The organism is Armatimonadota bacterium (assembly GCA_016125185.1).
Lineage (GTDB): Bacteria > Armatimonadota > Fimbriimonadia > Fimbriimonadales > Fimbriimonadaceae > Fimbriimonas.
On record WGMG01000001.1, the window covers coordinates 160,220 to 178,052 of the forward strand.

Genomic DNA, 17,833 nt, shown 5'->3' on the forward strand with positions numbered 1-17,833 from the left:
GGCTACATCGGCACTTGCAGAACGCTTCGCTCGACCACGGCGACGGCTGCCGCATGCGTCTTTTCATGAGTGATCGAGACGAAGATCTTCAGCCGCTTGCCATCGAAATTTGGGTCGGTGATGGTCACGATCGGCTGGCCAAGCTGGTTGTTGACGACCTGAATATGCTTCATCATCAGCGGAATCCCGACCGCCTTGATGATCGCCTCTTTGGCCGCCCATCGCCCCGCGACCTTGGCGGGCGTGTCGCAATAGGCTTCTTCGCGCTCGGTAAGGATTCGACGGGAGAACTGCTTTCGCTGCAGGGCCTTGCGAATACGCTCGACCTCCACGATATCAATTCCCACGCCAACGACCATGCAGAGATTATGCGCTAGAAAAGTATGATATTGGGGTGGCGCGCTACTTCATCCATGCCGCGGATGGGCAGGTTTATGGTCCAGTCGAGCTGGATACGATCAATCAGTACATCGCCGAGGGGCGCGTCGTCCCCACCACCCTGCTCCAGCCGGAGAGTTCGCAGATGCGCGTGGCCGCCTCGACGGTTCCTGGCCTCGCCTGGGCCGACAATCAGTCGTTCAAGGCGTACACGCCGCAGGTCCTCAGCACCGCCAAGTACGAATTGGCCGGCTCGTGGGCATGCCTGGCTGCTTCGCTGGTGCTGTGCTGCATGCCGATCGGGGTGCATATTTCTTTCGGCATCGGCGGAATCGTGCTTGGACTCATGGCGTACCGAAAGGGCCGAATATCCGGCCTGACCTCGATGATTTTGAATCTGTTCCTCGTCGTCTTTTTCATCTGGTTTCTCCGCCTCTCTCCCGAATTTTTCCAAAACCTAATGCGCCAATCCCGCGGCGAATAGCCTCCTGGGAGGGTGGGCTTCTAGCCCACCAAAAGCGATCGTAGGTGATCAGCCCACTGGGAGCGGTGAGCGTCACGTAGTTCCCGCCGTAGGGGAATAAGCGAAGCGAATCGGGATCGCTCACCAAAGCAAAGTCGTGGCACAGGTAAAGACGTCTGCTTGTCCGACGAAGGAGGGGTAGCTCCGAGAATCGGAGACGGGGTGGGTGATCTTTACTCTAAGCGGTTGTTCTCGCCTCAAAGGAGGCCCGCCTCTTTGGGAGTGCTCAAGCCTGCTTGAGCTTTCGAACTGTCGCTGAACCCGCCGAGCTTGCGAAGGAAATGGAGCGAAGCATGCTTCGCTGAATCAAGTTACGAAAAGTCTTCGACCAAGCCGACTGACCACGCTGCTCCCTGGGGGGGCTAAAAGCTCAGCTAAAGAAAATCCTCACAAAACGTCTTTCAAACGCTTTTTGTGAGCCAAAACCCGCAGTTTTCGAATCGCCTGAACCTCGATTTGCCGAACCCGCTCCTTCGAAATCTGAAGCTCATTCGCGATCTCGTCGGTTTGCAGACCTTCGCCGTTCATGCGGAACCGAAGCGACATCACCTTCTGCTCACGCTCGTTGAGTTCCTTCAAGATGCGCTGAAGCTCGTTCACAACCGCATCCTTCAGAGCTTGGCTCTCCGGATCGCCATCGCCTTCATCCTTGATGAGGCCGCCCAACGTGGTCCCCATGCCGTCGCCGACCGGGTTGTCCAGCGAAAGCATGTCCTGGGCCGAGGCGATAACCGCCACCAATTTGCGCTCGGACATACCCATCACATGGGCGAGTTGGTCCAGCGTCGGCTCAAGGCCGGTTTCCTGAATATAGCGTTCCTTCTCTTTCTCAATGCGACGGATCGATTGAGAAACGTGGGCGGGAAGCCGAATCGCCTTGCCCTTATTGTCGATCGCACGGCCGATAGCCTGGCGAATCCAGTGGGTGGCGTAGGTAGAAAATCGGAAGCCCTTGTCGGGATCGAAGCGCTCAGTGGCCTGCATCAGGCCGATCGCGCCCTCCTGAATCAAATCCTCAAGGGGGATGTTGCGGCACTTATAGCCCTTGGCGATATTGATCACCAAGCGCATGTTCGACTCAATGAGTCGTTTCCGTGCTTTGATATCACCAAGTTTTGCCGCTCTGGTGAGCTCCAGCTCTGCCTCTTGGCTAAGCAGGGGCTCTTGGGTCAGACGGCCGAGATAGCTTGGTACGCTCTCTTCGTTTTCAACATTCATTTGCCGCTGTGCTGACATAGTTCGCTCTTCAGTGAGATTGGCCCGCTAAGAGATGATCTTATTGACGCATAGCTAACCCCGCAAGTTCTGTGCCACGCCCCAATAAATGCTACTTTGTTTCTCTTGACGACTCTTTCTAGTAGAAGGTTTCGCTAAATCGCACTTCCCTAGGTGGGCTTTTCCACATCTTTCGTATAAAGCTCCCCGCAGGATTCACAACAAATGTTCCGCTCGACGCTTCTATAATTCAAAGGGAGATGAACGAGGAGTCGCTGGTCAACCGCCGCATTGCCGACTGGAAACGGCTCGAAGAGCTGTGCGCCAAGTCGGACCTGCGCGTTGGCTCTCTCAGCAACTACGAAATCCTCGAATTCGTTCGCCTCTACAAGCGAGCCTCCACCGATCTCTCGCTGATCCGCACCCGAAGCGCCAACGAGCCGCTCGCGATGTACCTCAACAATGTGGTCTCCCGCGCCCACGGCATCCTCTACAAGTCGCCCACCAAGCCGCTCAGAAAGGCGATTTCGGACATGCTGAACAACACGGCCCGAACCTTCCGCCGCAACAAGTGGTTCTTCTGGGCCTCGTTCTCCATCTTCTTCGGTTCTTCGTTCTTCGCCTTCTTCCTCGTCCATCGCGACCATTCGTTCCTCAGCTACTTCACCGGCGGCATGGACGACGTTTTCGACCAATGGAAGAAAGGCACCCACGACCAGCGAAGCCTGGGCGAAAGCGGCATGATGACCTTCTTCTATGCCGGCAATAACCCGCGCGTCTCCATCATCGCGGGAGCCGTCGGCGCGGGCACAATGGGCCTTCTGTCCATCATGATGCTGTTCCAGAATGGCGCGATCCTCGGTGCGCTCGCGAGCGAGATGTACTCGGTCCACAAACTGCCGTTCCTCATCAGTTCCATCGCCCCCCACGGCGTGCCCGAACTCAGCGGCGTCATGTTCGCCGGAGCCGCCGGACTTCGCTTCGGATGGGCGATCCTCGTTCCCGGCGTCTACTCCCGCGCCGAATCGCTCCGACGCTCGGCTAAGGATGGCGTCACCATGATCGTCACCGGCGTTTTTCTCTGCTTCATCGCCGCCCCGATCGAAGGGTTCTTCAGCTTCAGCCCCCACATCCCCCAGGAAGCAAAGTTCATCTTTGCGTGCTTTTCGTTAGTCGTATGGATCTATTTCTGGTCATTTTTCGGAAAGGATAGCGAAGAGGGGTTAGAATCCACGTAAATGCCACATATTCGACTTGAAACGACCAGCGACGTGGTGGAGAATCAGGACGCCGTCGACATCCTCCAACGCCTCGTCGACAAACTCGCCGAGTTCGATACCATCGGCCCGTATTCGATCAAGGCGTATCATGTCTTGCGCAACACCTGGCTGATTGGCGAAGGTGGTCCCAGCGGATTCATTCATTGCGAAGTGGCGATCCTCACCGGCCGCTCGCCCGACCTCAAAAGGGCCATCGCCGACGGAATGTTTGCCGAATTACAAGACTGTTTCAACCGCTCCCGCGAGAGCGAAGAAGCAGGCATTACTTTAGAACTTCGAGAGATGGACAAAGAAATCTATCGTAAGTAATTTTCTTGGATTAGTCGACGAAAGTATTGGTTTGGGTGGGGTTGCCCGTGCCAAATCGAGCCATTCCGCCGATTTTGCCCCCTTCCGCCACGTGGTATCATATTCATTCAACTCTCTGTTCCGACTGCGGTCGGAGCTGACAGACCAAAGGGAGAAACATGGCAAATCGAAGCTACGAAGCACTTTATATTGTTCGTCCTGAGCTGAAGGATACTGAAGTTCAAAAGATCGCTGACCGCTACAAGAAAGTGGTCGAGGACCACGGCGGCGAAGTCGCCAAGGCCGAAAAGTGGGAGAAGCGAAAGCTCGCCTACGAACTCAACGGTCTTAAAGAAGGCAACTACATCATCATGAACTTCTCGGCCCCGGGCGACGTCCCTGCCGAACTCAGCCGACTTCTTCGCATCAGCGACGACGTCATCCGGCACACGATTGTCAAAGAAGAGGCCTAAGAAACCATGAGCGTGAACCGCGTTGTCCTGATCGGTCGATTGACCCGCGACCCCGAGTTGCGGACCACCAACAGTGGCCGTAACGTCGTCGAATTCAGCATCGCGGTTCAAAAGCGCATCAAGCCTCAGGATGGCTCCCCCGACGCGGACTTCTTCCGCATCAAAGCGTGGGGCCAAACCGCCGACTACGTCAACAGCTATATCACCAAAGGCCGTCTAGTGGCGGTCGACGGCCGACTGGAAACCCGCAAGTGGACCGACCAGAACGGCAACAACCGCGAGACCGTCGAGGTCGTCGCCGATAACGTCAACGGACTCGATCGTCCCCGCGACGGTGATGGCGGTGGCGGCGGAAACTACGAAGGTGGCGGCGGCAATAGCGGCGGCGGCCAGCGCGCCGCTCGTCCGGTCACAACCGCTCCCAGCGAAGACGAATACGATCCGTTCGCGGATGAATAAGCCTCTTTCGCTGTCTGGGAAGGTGGGCCTCTTGCCCACCATTGGGCTCCAAGGAGTCCAGCCCGGTTTTCTCTTTCCCTCCTCCCCACCGGCTCGCTTCGCTTGCCGACTTGTATAGTTAGTTTCGAGGAGCGGAGGGCCATCACCGGCAAACGGCCTTATGGACTGTGTGGGGGAGTGCGGCCCCCGTTTCTTGCCAACTTTTCGAGCGCGAATAAGGAATCCAACGCCGCAGTTAGAGCTGGACCGACGCGCCTTGCACTCGCACTGAGATTTACCGCCGATCGTGATTGCCGTCGTCGCGTCGCTTCACCTTATTCCGAAGCTCCCGCAACGTCTCCGCCGGATCGCGCTTCGTCAGCCGACGAAGCCGTTGGGTGCGATCCTTCTTGCGGCTGCGCACCATCGCTTCGCGAATCTCGCGATACATCTTCGACCGCGCCTGTAGGCCCTTCACCAGGCCGTATTTCTCTTCCTTAAAGCAGTTGCTGACGCCACGCAGGACCACGCGCTTCACGCGCGACTTCTTCTTACGTGCCGTGTTGGTAATAGCCACCTCGACACCGAACCGCAACTCGCCGATATAAGGAATCGCCTCAAACAGCTCGCGTTTCATCGCCCGCTGGCCGCTCAGCCAAGGCGTCACCGCCATCGCCGCGTTGCTTCGGATCTTGCCGCCCCGAAATACGCCAAAGCACATGTCGCACTCGTCGCGCAGGAGCGGACGGATGATCTGGTCCACGTGCTCGGCCCGAAGTCCCACGAGGTCGGCGTCCACAAACGCCACGATCTGTGCTGAGGTCGCCGCGACACCGGTCGCCATCGCGCCGCCCTTGCCGACGTTTTTCACGAGATCGATGACTTTGATGCCCGGGACCTTTCGTGCCACGGCGGACGTATTATCCTCACTCGCGTCGTTGACAACGATAATCTCGGAGATGTGCGACGCACCCTTCACCGCGCGCAGTACTTCGGTAATGCGCTCGGATTCATTGAAAGCAGGAATGATGACGGCAATCTGCTTCATGGGTGGATTGTAAAGTTTAACATTATGGAGTGGGTTTTGGAGCCTTCGAAGGACGCAAGGACTTACCCTCGAAGCGTTGCCGTACCTTCAACTCTACCTGCCAGGCCGACGCGTTCCACCATTTTCCCGCATTTCCTAGTACGCCACTGGGCGGAAGAAGGATGCGGAAGTTCGTTCTTTCTCGGTTTGGTTTCCAGCGGCGCTTGTACGGCTCGTCTCCCCGCATAAAGTCGAACGTCGTGCAACCCTCTTGGATCGCCCACTCGATCATTTTTGCCACCAAAATCGTGCCCGGCGACAGGGACGATGCATCTGGGTCCATGCCCGCTTGGTAGAAGTAACACGTTTGGCCCGCCCGCATGGCGTAAACGCACCCCGCAGGCTTTCCATCCGCCACCAGGCGGTTCATCATCACGAGGCCGGCGGGAACAGCGGCGTGCATCCACTCGCGCTGAAAGCGCTCTCCTCGACCGAAGAACGCTCCTGGCAGTCCGCGCGACTTCCAGCGTAAACGATGAAGATTGAAAAACTGATCAGCGAACTCGTCTACGGTCTCCGGTGAAATCCATTCGACCACCGCGCCCTTCTCGGTCAGCGCCTTTCCACCAAGGCGGCGCACATCGTAGCGCAGGCTCTTGCTCAGACTCGCCACGTATTCCTCATAAGTAGGGGGCAGGTCCAACACTAGACATCGAGCCTGGTCGATGGTCTCATACGGCAATGCGGCGGTAAAGAAGTGATCGCTGGGTTGCTGGTGAAGGTCGATGAGGCGCTTTCGGCCAAGCTCGACCAGCGCGTCCTGCATCTCGCCGACGAGCGAGGCATCCGGCAAGAGCGGAGGCAGGTAGTCGCTTGGCCCGGTTCCGGCCGGGCGCAATGCGCGCCACGGCGACACCGACGAAACCAGAGGAAACAGCCCAACCACGTCCGCCCCTTCGCGCACCACGATGGTGGTCAGCCGCGAAGGCGACGCAAAGTTTCGCGCCCACGTCTCGATCCAGATGCGAGTCTGAAACGGAGTCGCGGTCTCGCACGTCCGACTCAGGTGATCCCAACTCGCGGCGAGCGTGTCGAAAGCCTTGCCACCGCTCAGGATTTCGACTTTGGGCATAGGCTCAAGTATATCGGAGCGGAGGCGGCCACCAGCCCGGGAACGGATCGGGAATACTAGGGCAAATGGTTTCGGCAGTTCTCCTTCTTGCATCGATTCAAACCCCGGAAAAGCTTCCGGGTCTCGTCACCGACCCGTGGCTTCAGCTCACGGAGTCATCTACGGGCATGGTGGTCGAGTTCATCACTCACATGAATCCGCGCATCACCATCGAGGCGGATGGCCTGTACGTCAAGAAGATCGAGAACATGGCGCTGAAGACCGATGACTTGGAACTCCAGAAGTTCGTCGTCGGCAATCTCAAGCCAAACCAGACGTTCGAATACAGCTTGGTTGAGGACGGCCAGAAGGTCACCTACACCGGCCATGCTCCGGCGACGACCACCGGGGTGGCTCGCGTGGCGATCTTTGGCGATTCGGGCACGGGATCGGCAGATCAGGCGGCTCTGGCCAAGCAGATCGGCACTTACGACCCCATGCTGATCGTCAACACTGGCGACGTGGTCAAGCCTTACGGGCAAGAGCCCGACTATCTGTCCAAATACTTCGCCGTATACAGCGACACCCTTTCTCGTACGCCGGTTGCGGCGGCGGCGGGTGAATGCGAAGGCGTGTACCGCGACTACGAGCAATATCCGGCCGGGCTTTGCTACTACAAGTTCTTCAACTTGCCCAAGATTTCCTACCCTTGGACGCAGTATTTCGGCAACTACAGCTTCACCTATGGCAATGCCTATTGGATCGTGCTCGACAGCAACACCTACAACGACTGGAGCGATAGCAAGGCCCAGGCGTGGATCAAAGCCGAACTGACCAAGGGCGCGAAGTACACGTGGCGATTTGTGACGTTCCATCACTCACCCTGGTCGTCGTCCACCGCCGAACCGGCTGACACGCACATGCGCGTGCTCGACCCGCTTTGGAAGGCGGGTAAGGTGCAGATCGTCTTTACGGGCCACTTGCACGACTACGAGCGAGCCAAGCCAGACCCGAACGGACCGATCTACATTGTGAGCGGCGCGGGCGACGGCGGAGCCTATACCTCTGGCATTCCCGCGGATAAAACGCAATGGCAACCGTACACGCAGATCGCGGTTTCGGGGCCCTCGTACACGCAGTTCGTATACGATGCCAAGTCGGCGGTGCTGACCCAGGTTGGCAAGGATGGAGCCACGCTGGATGCGGTACGACTCAACGCCCCGGTGCCGGTCAAAGCAACGAAGCCGGCGCCCAAGCGACCGGCTTCGAAGAAAAAGAAAGGCGGTGGTTAGCCTTTAGGCAGACGGGAATGGGATCGGGAGTCCGACCGGCGCCGTAGGCCCGGGCGGGTTCTCGATCTTGCTGATGAGAATCTCGACTGCCGTCTTGCACATCTCGTCGATAGGGAACACAAAGTGAGCCTTCTTGTCGGCACCCGGATCGGTGTCGGCAACGATGGCCGAAAGGCCACCTTTCTTGCCCTTGCTTCCGCCGAGGACCTTCGAGAGATCAGCGGCTTCCTCGATGCTCCAAACGACTCCCGCTTCGACACCGGCCTTTTGGGCGGTGGTGGCCACGTCGTCTAAGCTCTCGTACGAGAAGAAGTCGATCGCCAGGCGCTTGCACAGGTCCTTCAGCTTCTGTTCGTCCATCAAACCCTTGCTATCGCCCTTCTTGGCGAACAGGCCGATCTTCGAGAAATCGTTAACGCGCAAGTGGCCGACGTAGTTGATGATCGCCTGCACTTCGTCAATGCGGACGTTCACCACTTTGGCGGGGAGATCCGTGTCGTCGAGGTGGATGCCCACCTGGGGCAGTTCCTCGACGCGAGCGTCGTTCTCGCTGAGGTGCTCCGGCGGCTGGCCAAGCCAGATGACGCCGTCGAACTTCCCTTTCGAATCTTCGAAAGTGACGGTCTCGGCGAGGGCTCCGTTGGTCAGACAGATCGTGTATCCCTTCGCGGTTGCATGACGCAAGATTGCGTCGAGGATCGACGCGTAAAATGCGTTGGATGAAAACAGGATGCCGAATGGGGCGGCAACTGTCAGGGCTCGCGTACGCCCACTTCGCAGCGATTGTGCGCTTCTGTTAGGCTTATAGTTGAGGTCTTTTGCCGCTTTTCGTATTACTTCCGAGGTCGCTTCTGAAACTCGTATGGTCGAGGCTCTTCCGTGGAGAACTCTCGATACCGCTCCAATACTAACACCGGCACGTTGGGCTACATCCTTGATGGTAACTCTTCGTTCCTTCATTGTTCTTGTTTTGCGAGGGGCTGGCCCCCTTCTTCGTTTCTGATTCTGACCTAACATGTTTCCATTGAACCTTGCCATTCTTTTTATTCGGCCCCCTTGTCACCTAAAATAGTTCGGTTTAGTCCATGTGGAGTAATCCAACCGATTAAGTTTATGTCTATGTACCTTCTCATCGCCTCATCACCCTTGCCGGCAGCGAGTCCAATTCGTCGCGAAACGCCAACGATCGGCTTGCTTTGAGCCTGTAGAATCCGCACTTCGCTTGCAGGACTTAACAGATCAATCGAATTATACTGATTATCAATTCCGAAAGCCTTTGCGAGTTTTCCCGGTCCCGACAGCAGGTCCTTTTCGACGCTAATGTTAGGTCGATTTGAGTAAAACGTTTCGAGTCCGCTCAACGGCTTTGCCGCACGGATAAGCACCGCACCAGGTACGTCGTCCTGATCCGCCACTACGTTGAGCATCCAATGGTTGCCGTAAGTGAAATAGATGTAAGCAGTGCCGGCCCGTCCGTACATCGCCATGTTCTTCATGCGCTCCTTCCGATAGGCGTGGCAACCGGGATCGTCCCATGTGTAAGCCTCGGTCTCGACGATTTGAGCGGCCATGTCGCCGCGAACAAGAATGCACCCTAACAGAGCGCGTGCGCCAGCCTCGACGTCACGTCGCAAAACCTCCCTCAGACCCTCCACCTGTCAATTTTACTAGCTAGTAAAAATAACGAATCTTCAAGAGCAGGTATTGATGCATGGTCGGCAGCCATCCAGAGGGGGAAGAAACGCACCGAGAGGAAAAGTATGGTTTTTCGTAAATTTGGGGCGTTGGCGTTGGTGGGCCTGATCGTGGGTACGAGTCTTGCCGGTTATCACGCCAAAGCCGCTATTCACCCTTCGGTTGCCGAGCATCTCGATAATGCTCGTATCCAAGCGCAGTTGGGCAAGGTCGAAGAGGCCGCCAGCTACGCCGAAGCGATGCTCATGGGTGGAAAAATCACCGTGTCTGTCGATTATGGAGACACGCCAGTCGATCAGATGCCGCAATGCGACGAAGCCGTGAAGGGCGCGTTCGAAATGTGGCAGAAGGCGCTGGACGGAGATGTATCTTTCGAGCGAGTCGAGTACGGCCAACCTGCCGATGTAAAGATTAAGTTTGACCAGCATACGAAGCTGAATAATCAGATTGTCAGCGGCTATATCAATTGGAGCCGAACCGTCGAAGAAACGACCACCGGTCCCAAGCCGCACTTCAAAGCCGACGTTTTTCTGCGCACCACCGATCCAAGCGGCCACCGCATGACGGCGAAAACGATGCGCCACACCTGCGGACACGAGTTCGGCCATATGTTTGGGCTGGACGATGTGAAGGAAGTCGGCATGCTGATGGGTCCGCTCGACATTCGGCATCCGGTCTCTTGCCCGGGTGAAGCCGAGGTTGAAACGGTCAAAGCCATCCGGGCCGAATGTCAGAGCCTGGTTCAGGCCGCCAAGGCCAGCACGGGCTCCCACGCGGAGCACTTTGCCGCCGACGGCAGTATCGAGTGCGACCATCACTAACAATTTCTGTCACCATTAACCCTCTCAAACCCAAGCCCTCCACCCTCCCGGAGGGCTTATTTTTTGCCCGGCCTAAAATCCGTACAAGACTTCGGCTCTGACGTCCCGGTACACCGGGTTGATGATGTCTTTGGCTTTTGCTCTGGCCATGTGGTCAGGCTCGGATGACAACCATCGGCAGGCGGTCGCCTTGGTCGAGCGGTCGATGCAGGTCTTGGGTGGACGGTCGCGCCTGGAGTCGATTCGGAGTGCGACGGTTCGATTTTCGGGCCATGCCTACCTGGCCGAGCAGTCCGAGCGGCCCACCGGACCGTTTCTGTGCGTCTATTCGCGGGGGACGCAAACGCTGGATTTCGATGCCTTCACCGTGAAGTGCGACATCACTTCAGCCGGGTTGATCTTTGGCCCCGACGAGACTCATCGCACCGTTTCCGTCGATCCCGCGACGGCCAAGGGCGCTTCGCCACTAGAGTCTTGGCTCATCCGGCGTCGGCTGATGCTCGGTCCCGAACGCGCGCTTTTTCTTGCCGCCCAAGCGCCGGACCTCGCGTTGGAAAAGGATCAGGTGTTCAACGGTGTGCCCCACCAGGTGGTGAAATTTCAGTGGGGAAAGACGCCGGTTCGGCTGTTCCTGAAGCGGGGGACGGCGTCACCATCGGCGATCGAGACGACTTCGCCGATGCCCTTTCCATGGTCGGTTTGGGGCGACGCTGTGGCGACTACGCGCTGGGGCCAGTGGGAGGCCCACCAATTCGGGATCATGTCGCCGGACCAGTTCACGACCGACGTGAACGGTATCGTGATCGACGATGAAACCGTGGTTTCCAGCGAACTCACACTCGGTGCGGGGCAGGCGATGGTTGCAACCCCGATGGAACCAGTCCAGACGGCGACGGCGGCGCTGATGGATCGGTACAAGCTGGTGTCGGTAGCGGATGGCATCACGCAGTATCAAGGGCCGTTCAACACGTTCGTGATCGACCAGCCGGACGGGCTGGTCGTAGTCGAGCCGGTTCTTGATTCCTCGTTTGCGACGGTGTTTTGGGATCGGTTGGCGAAAGACTTTCCGGGTCGCCAAGTGAAAGCGGTAGTCCCCACCGACGACGCTTGGCCGCACTTCGGCGGCATTCGCACGTTCGCCTCGCGCGGAGCCGAACTAGTCGTTCTCGACCTGAATCGTCCCATCGTCCAACGCCTCCTCGACGCCTCATACCGGACGTTTCCCGACGAGTTTGCCCGGCATTCGGCCAAACCCCAGGTTCGCGTCGTCAGTCGGTCGCTGAGTGTTGGGACGGGTCCAAACCGGTTCGTGCTGTACCCGGTGGCGGGTCAAGGGAGCGAACGCATGATGATGATCTACTTCCCGGAGCGGCGATTACTGTACGGAAGCGACCTGCTGCAAAAGACGGCGACGGGATTCTTCTTTGCTTCGTATCCCAAGGAACTAGCGGCCGCGGTAGCACGCGAGGGACTGGCAGTGGAGACGGTGTTCGCCGAGCACCTAGGGCCGACACCATGGAAGACGGTGACCGATTTCGTCGAGTCGATTGGCCGGGGCTAGAAACGAATCGGTTTTTGCTTTCGTATCCCATGGGAAGACCCCATGGGCCCAACCAGTCTCGAAGAGCGGCAGATTCTGCGCCGGTCGACCGCCTCGACCGTGGACGTCGTCTTGGCCGACATGGATCCGGGCTATGTCCACCACCGCTCGACCTGCCCCGACGGGCAGTTTTGGCTTCCGATTTCGGGTTTGCAGGTAGTGGCAGGACGGCGTGGCCACCGCCGCCAAGGACCGTTCGAGTTGTTGTATTACTGTCCACGCGAGCCCGCGGTGCGCACCACCGACGAGCGAACCCTCGCGTACGGTGTGCGACTTCGGCTGTCCGAGTTGCGCGATGATGAACGAAATCGTCCGTGGGTCGAGGGCTGGCCGTCCAGTTGGTCGGCCAAGCGGGAAGTCATTCGACTGGTGACGCTGGCGATGCGGGAAGCAGCGGACCCTCACGATCTTGACGAGGTGGTGGCGCAGTGGATTTCCTCGCCGACGAACGCTCGCCCAGAAGCGGCCGAAGCGCGATGGATGGCGAAGGTGGAGGACCTCCTCCGCGAGGATTCGTCGCGGTCGCTCATCGACCTAGCCAGGCGTTTGGAGCTCGCGCCAGCGTACTTGTCGGCGCAGTATTCGCGGGTTTGCGGCCGCACGATTTCGCGTCGGCGACGGCAGATCATGCTCGACGAGGCGTTGCGGCTTGCGGGAGAGCGGTCGTTGAATGAGGCGGCGGTGGAGGCGGGGTTCTACGATGCGTCGCATTTTCACCGCGTCTGCGTGGCCGAGATGGGAATTCGACCCTCGGAGCTACGGACCTTCTTCGCGCCGGTATGCTCGGATCGATGAAGGTGCGGGCGGCGATTTTGGATGAAGTCGGAGGGCCGATCCGGGTCCGCACCGTCGATTTGGCCGCGCCCCACGCCGGTGAAGTGCTCGTCAAGGTGGCGGCGTGCGGTGTTTGCCACAGCGATTGGCATTTGGTGACCGGTGAGACTAAGCACCCTTTGCCTGCCGGAATTGGCCACGAGGGCGCAGGGACGATCGTGGAGCTTGGTCCGGAGGTTTCTACCCTGTCAGTGGGCGACTCGGTGGCGCTGAGTTGGGCGCCGTTCTGCGGGTCGTGCTTCTACTGCTCAGTGGGGCAGCCGAACTTGTGTGAGACGTATGTCGAGCCGATTTGGGCGGGCACGATGCTGGACGGAACCACACGGTTTTCGGAAGAGGGGCGGCCAATCTACCACTATTGCGGGCTGGCGTGTTTTGCCGAATACGTGGTGGTCCCCGCGATGTGTTGCGTGCCGATGCCGGAGGGGTTTCCGCTGGAAATCGCGGCGGTAATCGGGTGCGCGGTGACGACGGGCGTGGGGTCGGTGGTGAACACAGCTCAGGTTCAACCGGGGTCGTCGGTGGCGGTTTTTGGGGCCGGTGGCGTCGGCCTTTCGACGGTGATGGGCGCGGCGGCGGTGGGTGCGACGACGATTATTGCTATCGACCGATACGAGAGCCGATTGGAAGCGGCCCGTGACCTCGGGGCGACGCATACGGTGTTGGCGGGCGAGGATGCGGTGGGCCAGATCCGGGGCTTGACTGCGGGTCGTGGGGCTGACTATGTTTTTGAGGCGATCGGCAGTCCGTCGGTTCAAGAGTTGTGCTTAGAAGCGGCGCGTCCGGGAGGGACGATTGTGTTTTCAGGGCTATCGCCGATGGGATCGTCGACGAACCTGCCGGGCTCGGTGATCGTGCGGCAAGAGAAGACGATTCGCGGGTCGTATTACGGCTCGGCGAACCCACCGGCGGATTTTGCCCGGTTCGCTGAGTGGTACCGCGAGGGGCGTCTGCCGTTGGATCGTCTGGTATCGCGGCGGTATGGGCTGGACGAGATTCAGACGGCGTTTGAGGACATGCTGGCGGGTCGGATACGGCGCGGGGTGGTGGTGTTTTAGCCTTCGGTGAAGCGGTCAGCTAGGACCATGTTCGGTCTCTGGATTCCCCGGCGAATAGCGTGGTTAGTCGGCTCGGTCGAACTTTCTTCTGCAATCTATGCTGGGAAGCCGACTAGCGGGGCATATTTTCTCTCTTTAGAAGCTAGAAGCTAGAAGCTAGAAGCTAGAAGCTAGAAGCTAGAAGCCAACCTACTCCAACAACGTCCCGTTGACGCTCAGCTTGAACTCGTACCCGAACAGCCCAGCCGACTTTCGGCACATGATCATTCGGTTCAGGAAGATCTCGAAGTACTCCATCACCGTTGCCAGCGACGTATCGATGTCCAGAGTCAGTTGGATTGTGCGGGCGTCGTTATCCATCTCCACTCGGCTCTTTTGCACCGCCGCGTTCACGCGGTCGTGGATGTCGTATGTCTCCAAAATCGGGTTTTGGACGCGGCTGAAATGCACATCGCTCTTATCGGCGATGATCAGCGCAGCGCTCATCGTCGAAATCGGCATGCCGCCGGTTTCTTCGTGGTTGCCAATTGCACCAAGAATCGGGGCGATTTCAAGGCAGTCCATTCCCATTTCGTTCAAGATCACGAACGAGATCGACGCGCCGTGCATCGGATGGTTGATGCGGTTGATAACGTTGCCGATGTCGTGCAGATAGCCGGCGATCTGCCCCAGTTCGACGTCGCGGGGCGACGCGCCCAGGTTCTCCAAAATGTAGCGCGTGATGGACGAAACGACGCCCACGTGGCGGTGGCCATGCTCGGTGTAGCCCATGGCCTTCATGACTTCGTTGGCCCCATCGATCAGCTTGCGGACCTTGGGATTGGATTTAACGTCCTTCAGCGTGACTAGCTTCGGACCAGAAATACTGACTTGTTCAGCCATTCAATTACCTCAAAAACTCTAAAGAGACGACCAGTTCGCGGTTCGTTCTCTGCTCTTGCCTGACAATACCTTTCCCACGTTCAAACCAGGTTCGGAGTTCCAACGCGGAATCGTCCTTCATGCCGTCGATCTGAACCCGGAGTACGGTTTCGACGACGTTCGTTTCGCCGAAGGTGAGTTGGAGGGTGCTTCGCCGTTCGCTGAGCGTGGCTTTGGCGCGGCGCACCTTGCCCAGACTCTCAAACGTACCGCTCCACTCTTCGACGGGGACGAAATCGCCCTCGCGGCCTTTCTTCTTATCGGGGACTTTGTCGTCGACCAACAGAGGAATGGGCGGGATGAACACGGTGTTGGAGAGCATCGACGCGATAAGGCGATGGTTGTCCCACGCCACCCGCGACTCGCCAAGCTCGCTGGCGAGCACGCGGCCCGTGATGCCGCCAACGCTGACTTTCGATCCGACCTTCAGGTTGACGACGTTATCCTGAAACGCGCTCTTCGATGTGTACGACCACGCTTTCTCGTCCACCAACGGTAGATACGAGGGTCCTCCCTGACCGCACGCCATCAAAAGCCCAAAAGGGACAAGGATGGCCATCCTTTTCATATCTTTTCTAGTTTAGCGAGCTTTTGCACCAATTTCTTCACTCCGGTCACACCGGGGAATGCAATGGTGACTTCCGAATCATCCTTGATGGGGTTGCAGGCGATGACGACGCCGATCCCAAATTTTGCATGTTTCACCCTTTCACCCACCTCGAATAGCGGTTTGTAGTTGCGCTCCGGCTTGGGTGCGGGTGGCTCGGTGATAGTGTAGGTGCCGGTTCGCTGTTGGGTGACAGAGCGGACCGGTGGAGTGGGGTTGAACGTGTAACCGTTGTCCCCACGGATGTCCAGGATCATCGGTGGAATGTCGTCGACGAACCGCGAACGGGCGTTGAAGTTGGGCATGCCGTACAGCGATCGCCGGTGGGCGTGGCTGAGATGAAGCTCCTCTCGTGCACGGGTCATACCCACGTAGGCGAGGCGGCGCTCTTCTTCCAGTTCGGTGTCGGAATACAATGAGCGCGAATGCGGGAACACGCCTTCCTCCAGACCCGCGAGGAAGACGACCGGGAACTCCAGACCTTTGGCCGAGTGGAGCGTCATGAGGGTCACGGCGTCGCCTCCTTCAACGAGGTTATCGACATCGGCGACCAGGGCCACGCTCTCCAGGAATTCGCCGAGGTTCGGCTCGTCGGCCGTTTCGTCGTACTGATGAGTGACGTTGAGCAATTCTTGCAGGTTCTCCAACCGGGCGATGCTGTCGTCGCTGTGCTCCTGCTTAAGCGCATCGAGGTAGCCGCTCTGGTTGAGGATGGAGCGCAGAACGGGCGTGATGGGTCCTTGCTCGGCCAGTTCTTGGGCTTCGCGAACCGCGTCGCAAAAGACGCCAAGGGAGCTGGCGGCCTTCTTTTGCATTGAGACTTGTACGCCTTGGTCGTTGGCGGCATCGAAGAAGGTCAAGCCGCTACGGCTGACGAAGTCCTCCATCAGCGAGACGGCCGAGTTTCCGATGCCGCGAGTGGGCACGTTGACGATGCGCTTGAAGCTGATGTCGTCGCGAGGGTTGTGGATAAGCCGGAGGTAGGCCAGCATGTCCTTGATTTCCTTGCGCTCGTAAAACCGTTGGCCGCCGATGAGGATGTGGGGAATGCGGTTGGTGAGGAAGGCTTCTTCCACCACGCGGCTTTGGGCGTTGGTGCGGTAGAGCACGGCGAAGTCGCGGTAGGTGCGACGCCCCCGGCGAACATCGGCGAGAATTTGGGCCGCAATGTTCATCGCCTCCTCGGTTTCGGTACCGGACATCGTCAGGGTGATGGGCGCGCCCTCGCCATTGTCGGTCCAGAGGCGCTTATCGGCGCGAGAGCGGTTCTTGCGAATGACCTCGTTGGCGGCAGTCAGGATGGTTTGGGTGGAGCGGTAGTTGCGCTCAAGTTTGACGATTTTGGCGTCGGGGTAGTCGCTCCCAAAGCGGAGGATAAGACTGACGTCGGCGCCGCGCCAGGCGTAAATCGACTGATCGTCGTCGCCGACGACCACGATGTTGCGGTGCTTTTCGGCGATCATGTGCACAATGTTGTATTGCGCCAGGTTCACGTCCTGGTATTCGTCGACCAAAACGTGCAAGAACCGCTCCTGGTACTTCTCCAGCACCTCTTTGCGCTGTTCGAACAGACGGTTGGCAAAAAAGAGGATGTCGTCGAAGTCGAGGGCGTTGGCGCGCTGGAGCGCTTGGTTGTACGCCTTGTAGATTCCGGCGACGGTCTGCTCGAAGAATCCGGCGGCGCGGGCTTCATACTTTTCCGGCGCTTGGAGCTTTTCCTTGGCGCTGGAGATTTCGCTGAGGACGGCGCGCGGCTGAATCGACTTATCGTCGATGTTGCGCTGTTTGAGGATGTCCTTGATGAGCGAGAGTTGGTCGCCGTCGTCGTAAATGACGAAATTGCGGTCGAGGCCGATGGCGGTGCCCTCCATGCGCAGGATGCGGGCGCAGATAGAGTGGAATGTGCCGATCCACATACCCTGGGCCTTGTTGCCTGCCAATTTCTCGATTCGCTCCATCATTTCGCGCGCCGCCTTGTTGGTAAAGGTGACGGCGAGAATGCGATACGGCGGCACTCCGTCGTTCAGTAAACGGGCGATCCGCGTGGTGATGACTCGCGTTTTTCCCGACCCGGCGCCGGCAAAAATCAGCAAAGGACCCGCTGGATAAGTGACCGCTTCAAGCTGCTCGGGGTTAAGAGAATCGAGGTGAAGTTCAGCAGACATTAAGCTCAAATAGGATTATGCAAGGAAAAAGACTTGTCCTGCGGTGTAACTTCACGCTAAAATTGGGCGTCAATATCGGTGCAGTCCAAAACGCCGGAGAAGTACAG

19 protein-coding genes are annotated in these 17,833 nt (G+C 58.4%); 10 read left to right on the top strand and 9 right to left on the bottom strand.

Annotated elements, in window-relative coordinates:
- Positions 1–2 precede the first annotated feature (2 nt).
- Positions 3–359, bottom strand: a complete 357-nt coding sequence (gene acpS / locus GC165_00680) for a holo-[acyl-carrier-protein] synthase (protein MBI1331372.1) — start codon at positions 357–359, stop codon at positions 3–5.
- Between the two features lie 35 nt (positions 360–394).
- On the opposite strand from acpS, the gene GC165_00685 reads away from it, so the two are divergent.
- Positions 395–862: a hypothetical protein gene (locus GC165_00685; GenBank protein MBI1331373.1), complete on the top strand. Its 468-nt coding sequence runs from the start codon at positions 395–397 to the stop codon at positions 860–862.
- A gap of 426 nt (positions 863–1,288) precedes the next feature.
- Here GC165_00685 and GC165_00690 read toward each other — a convergent pair whose 3' ends face one another.
- Positions 1,289–2,137: a sigma-70 family RNA polymerase sigma factor gene (locus GC165_00690; protein MBI1331374.1), complete on the bottom strand. Its 849-nt coding sequence runs from the start codon at positions 2,135–2,137 to the stop codon at positions 1,289–1,291.
- Between the two features lie 239 nt (positions 2,138–2,376).
- Here GC165_00690 and GC165_00695 point away from each other — a divergent pair, with 239 nt between their 5' ends.
- The 4 genes from GC165_00695 (at position 2,377) to ssb (ending at position 4,616) form a co-directional block, all read left to right on the top strand.
- Positions 2,377–3,354: a hypothetical protein gene (locus GC165_00695; protein MBI1331375.1), complete on the top strand. Its 978-nt coding sequence runs from the start codon at positions 2,377–2,379 to the stop codon at positions 3,352–3,354.
- Positions 3,355–3,705, top strand: coding sequence for a hypothetical protein (locus GC165_00700; GenBank protein ID MBI1331376.1), 351 nt, complete (start codon positions 3,355–3,357; stop codon positions 3,703–3,705).
- Between the two features lie 158 nt (positions 3,706–3,863).
- Entirely contained in the window at positions 3,864–4,157 is a 294-nt protein-coding gene (locus tag GC165_00705) for a 30S ribosomal protein S6 (GenBank protein MBI1331377.1), read from the top strand.
- A gap of 6 nt (positions 4,158–4,163) precedes the next feature.
- Positions 4,164–4,616: a single-stranded DNA-binding protein gene (ssb, locus tag GC165_00710; GenBank protein MBI1331378.1), complete on the top strand. Its 453-nt coding sequence runs from the start codon at positions 4,164–4,166 to the stop codon at positions 4,614–4,616.
- A gap of 274 nt (positions 4,617–4,890) precedes the next feature.
- On the opposite strand, the gene GC165_00715 is transcribed toward ssb, so the two are convergent.
- On the bottom strand, positions 4,891–5,643 hold the full coding sequence (locus GC165_00715; GenBank protein MBI1331379.1) for a glycosyltransferase: 753 nt from the start codon (positions 5,641–5,643) through the stop codon (positions 4,891–4,893).
- Positions 5,644–5,665: 22 nt separating this feature from the next.
- Positions 5,666–6,847 (bottom strand): GNAT family N-acetyltransferase, encoded by a 1,182-nt coding sequence (locus GC165_00720; protein MBI1331380.1) that lies wholly within the window; start codon positions 6,845–6,847, stop codon positions 5,666–5,668.
- On the opposite strand from GC165_00720, the gene GC165_00725 reads away from it, so the two are divergent.
- Positions 6,820–8,025, top strand: coding sequence for a hypothetical protein (locus GC165_00725; GenBank protein MBI1331381.1), 1,206 nt, complete (start codon positions 6,820–6,822; stop codon positions 8,023–8,025). The two genes, GC165_00720 and GC165_00725, sit on opposite strands and share 28 nt — an antisense overlap.
- Before the next feature lie 3 nt (positions 8,026–8,028).
- On the opposite strand, the gene GC165_00730 is transcribed toward GC165_00725, so the two are convergent.
- Positions 8,029–9,063 carry a LacI family DNA-binding transcriptional regulator gene (locus GC165_00730; protein ID MBI1331382.1) on the bottom strand — a complete coding sequence of 345 codons (1,035 nt, stop codon included), beginning with the start codon at positions 9,061–9,063 and terminating at the stop codon, positions 8,029–8,031.
- 5 nt (positions 9,064–9,068) lie between these two features.
- Positions 9,069–9,680, bottom strand: coding sequence for a DNA-3-methyladenine glycosylase (locus GC165_00735; protein MBI1331383.1), 612 nt, complete (start codon positions 9,678–9,680; stop codon positions 9,069–9,071).
- A 105-nt stretch (positions 9,681–9,785) separates the two neighbouring features.
- Here GC165_00735 and GC165_00740 point away from each other — a divergent pair, with 105 nt between their 5' ends.
- The 4 genes from GC165_00740 (at position 9,786) to GC165_00755 (ending at position 14,033) form a co-directional block, all read left to right on the top strand.
- Positions 9,786–10,541, top strand: coding sequence for a matrixin family metalloprotease (locus GC165_00740; protein MBI1331384.1), 756 nt, complete (start codon positions 9,786–9,788; stop codon positions 10,539–10,541).
- A 121-nt stretch (positions 10,542–10,662) separates the two neighbouring features.
- A complete protein-coding gene (locus GC165_00745) occupies positions 10,663–12,102 on the top strand; it encodes a hypothetical protein (protein MBI1331385.1) in 1,440 nt (479 codons plus the stop codon).
- A 42-nt stretch (positions 12,103–12,144) separates the two neighbouring features.
- Entirely contained in the window at positions 12,145–12,936 is a 792-nt protein-coding gene (locus tag GC165_00750) for a helix-turn-helix domain-containing protein (protein ID MBI1331386.1), read from the top strand.
- Positions 12,921–14,033, top strand: coding sequence for an alcohol dehydrogenase catalytic domain-containing protein (locus GC165_00755; GenBank protein MBI1331387.1), 1,113 nt, complete (start codon positions 12,921–12,923; stop codon positions 14,031–14,033). The genes GC165_00750 and GC165_00755 overlap by 16 nt, the downstream gene beginning before the upstream one ends.
- Before the next feature lie 189 nt (positions 14,034–14,222).
- Here GC165_00755 and GC165_00760 read toward each other — a convergent pair whose 3' ends face one another.
- From GC165_00760 to pcrA, 3 genes are read right to left on the bottom strand one after another with little or no spacing between them, the layout of a single operon-like run.
- Positions 14,223–14,915, bottom strand: a complete 693-nt coding sequence (locus GC165_00760; protein MBI1331388.1) for an HD domain-containing protein — start codon at positions 14,913–14,915, stop codon at positions 14,223–14,225.
- Between the two features lie 4 nt (positions 14,916–14,919).
- Positions 14,920–15,522 (bottom strand): hypothetical protein, encoded by a 603-nt coding sequence (locus tag GC165_00765; protein ID MBI1331389.1) that lies wholly within the window; start codon positions 15,520–15,522, stop codon positions 14,920–14,922.
- Positions 15,519–17,726: a DNA helicase PcrA gene (gene pcrA, locus GC165_00770; GenBank protein MBI1331390.1), complete on the bottom strand. Its 2,208-nt coding sequence runs from the start codon at positions 17,724–17,726 to the stop codon at positions 15,519–15,521. The genes GC165_00765 and pcrA overlap by 4 nt, the downstream gene beginning before the upstream one ends.
- Positions 17,727–17,833 lie beyond the last annotated feature (107 nt).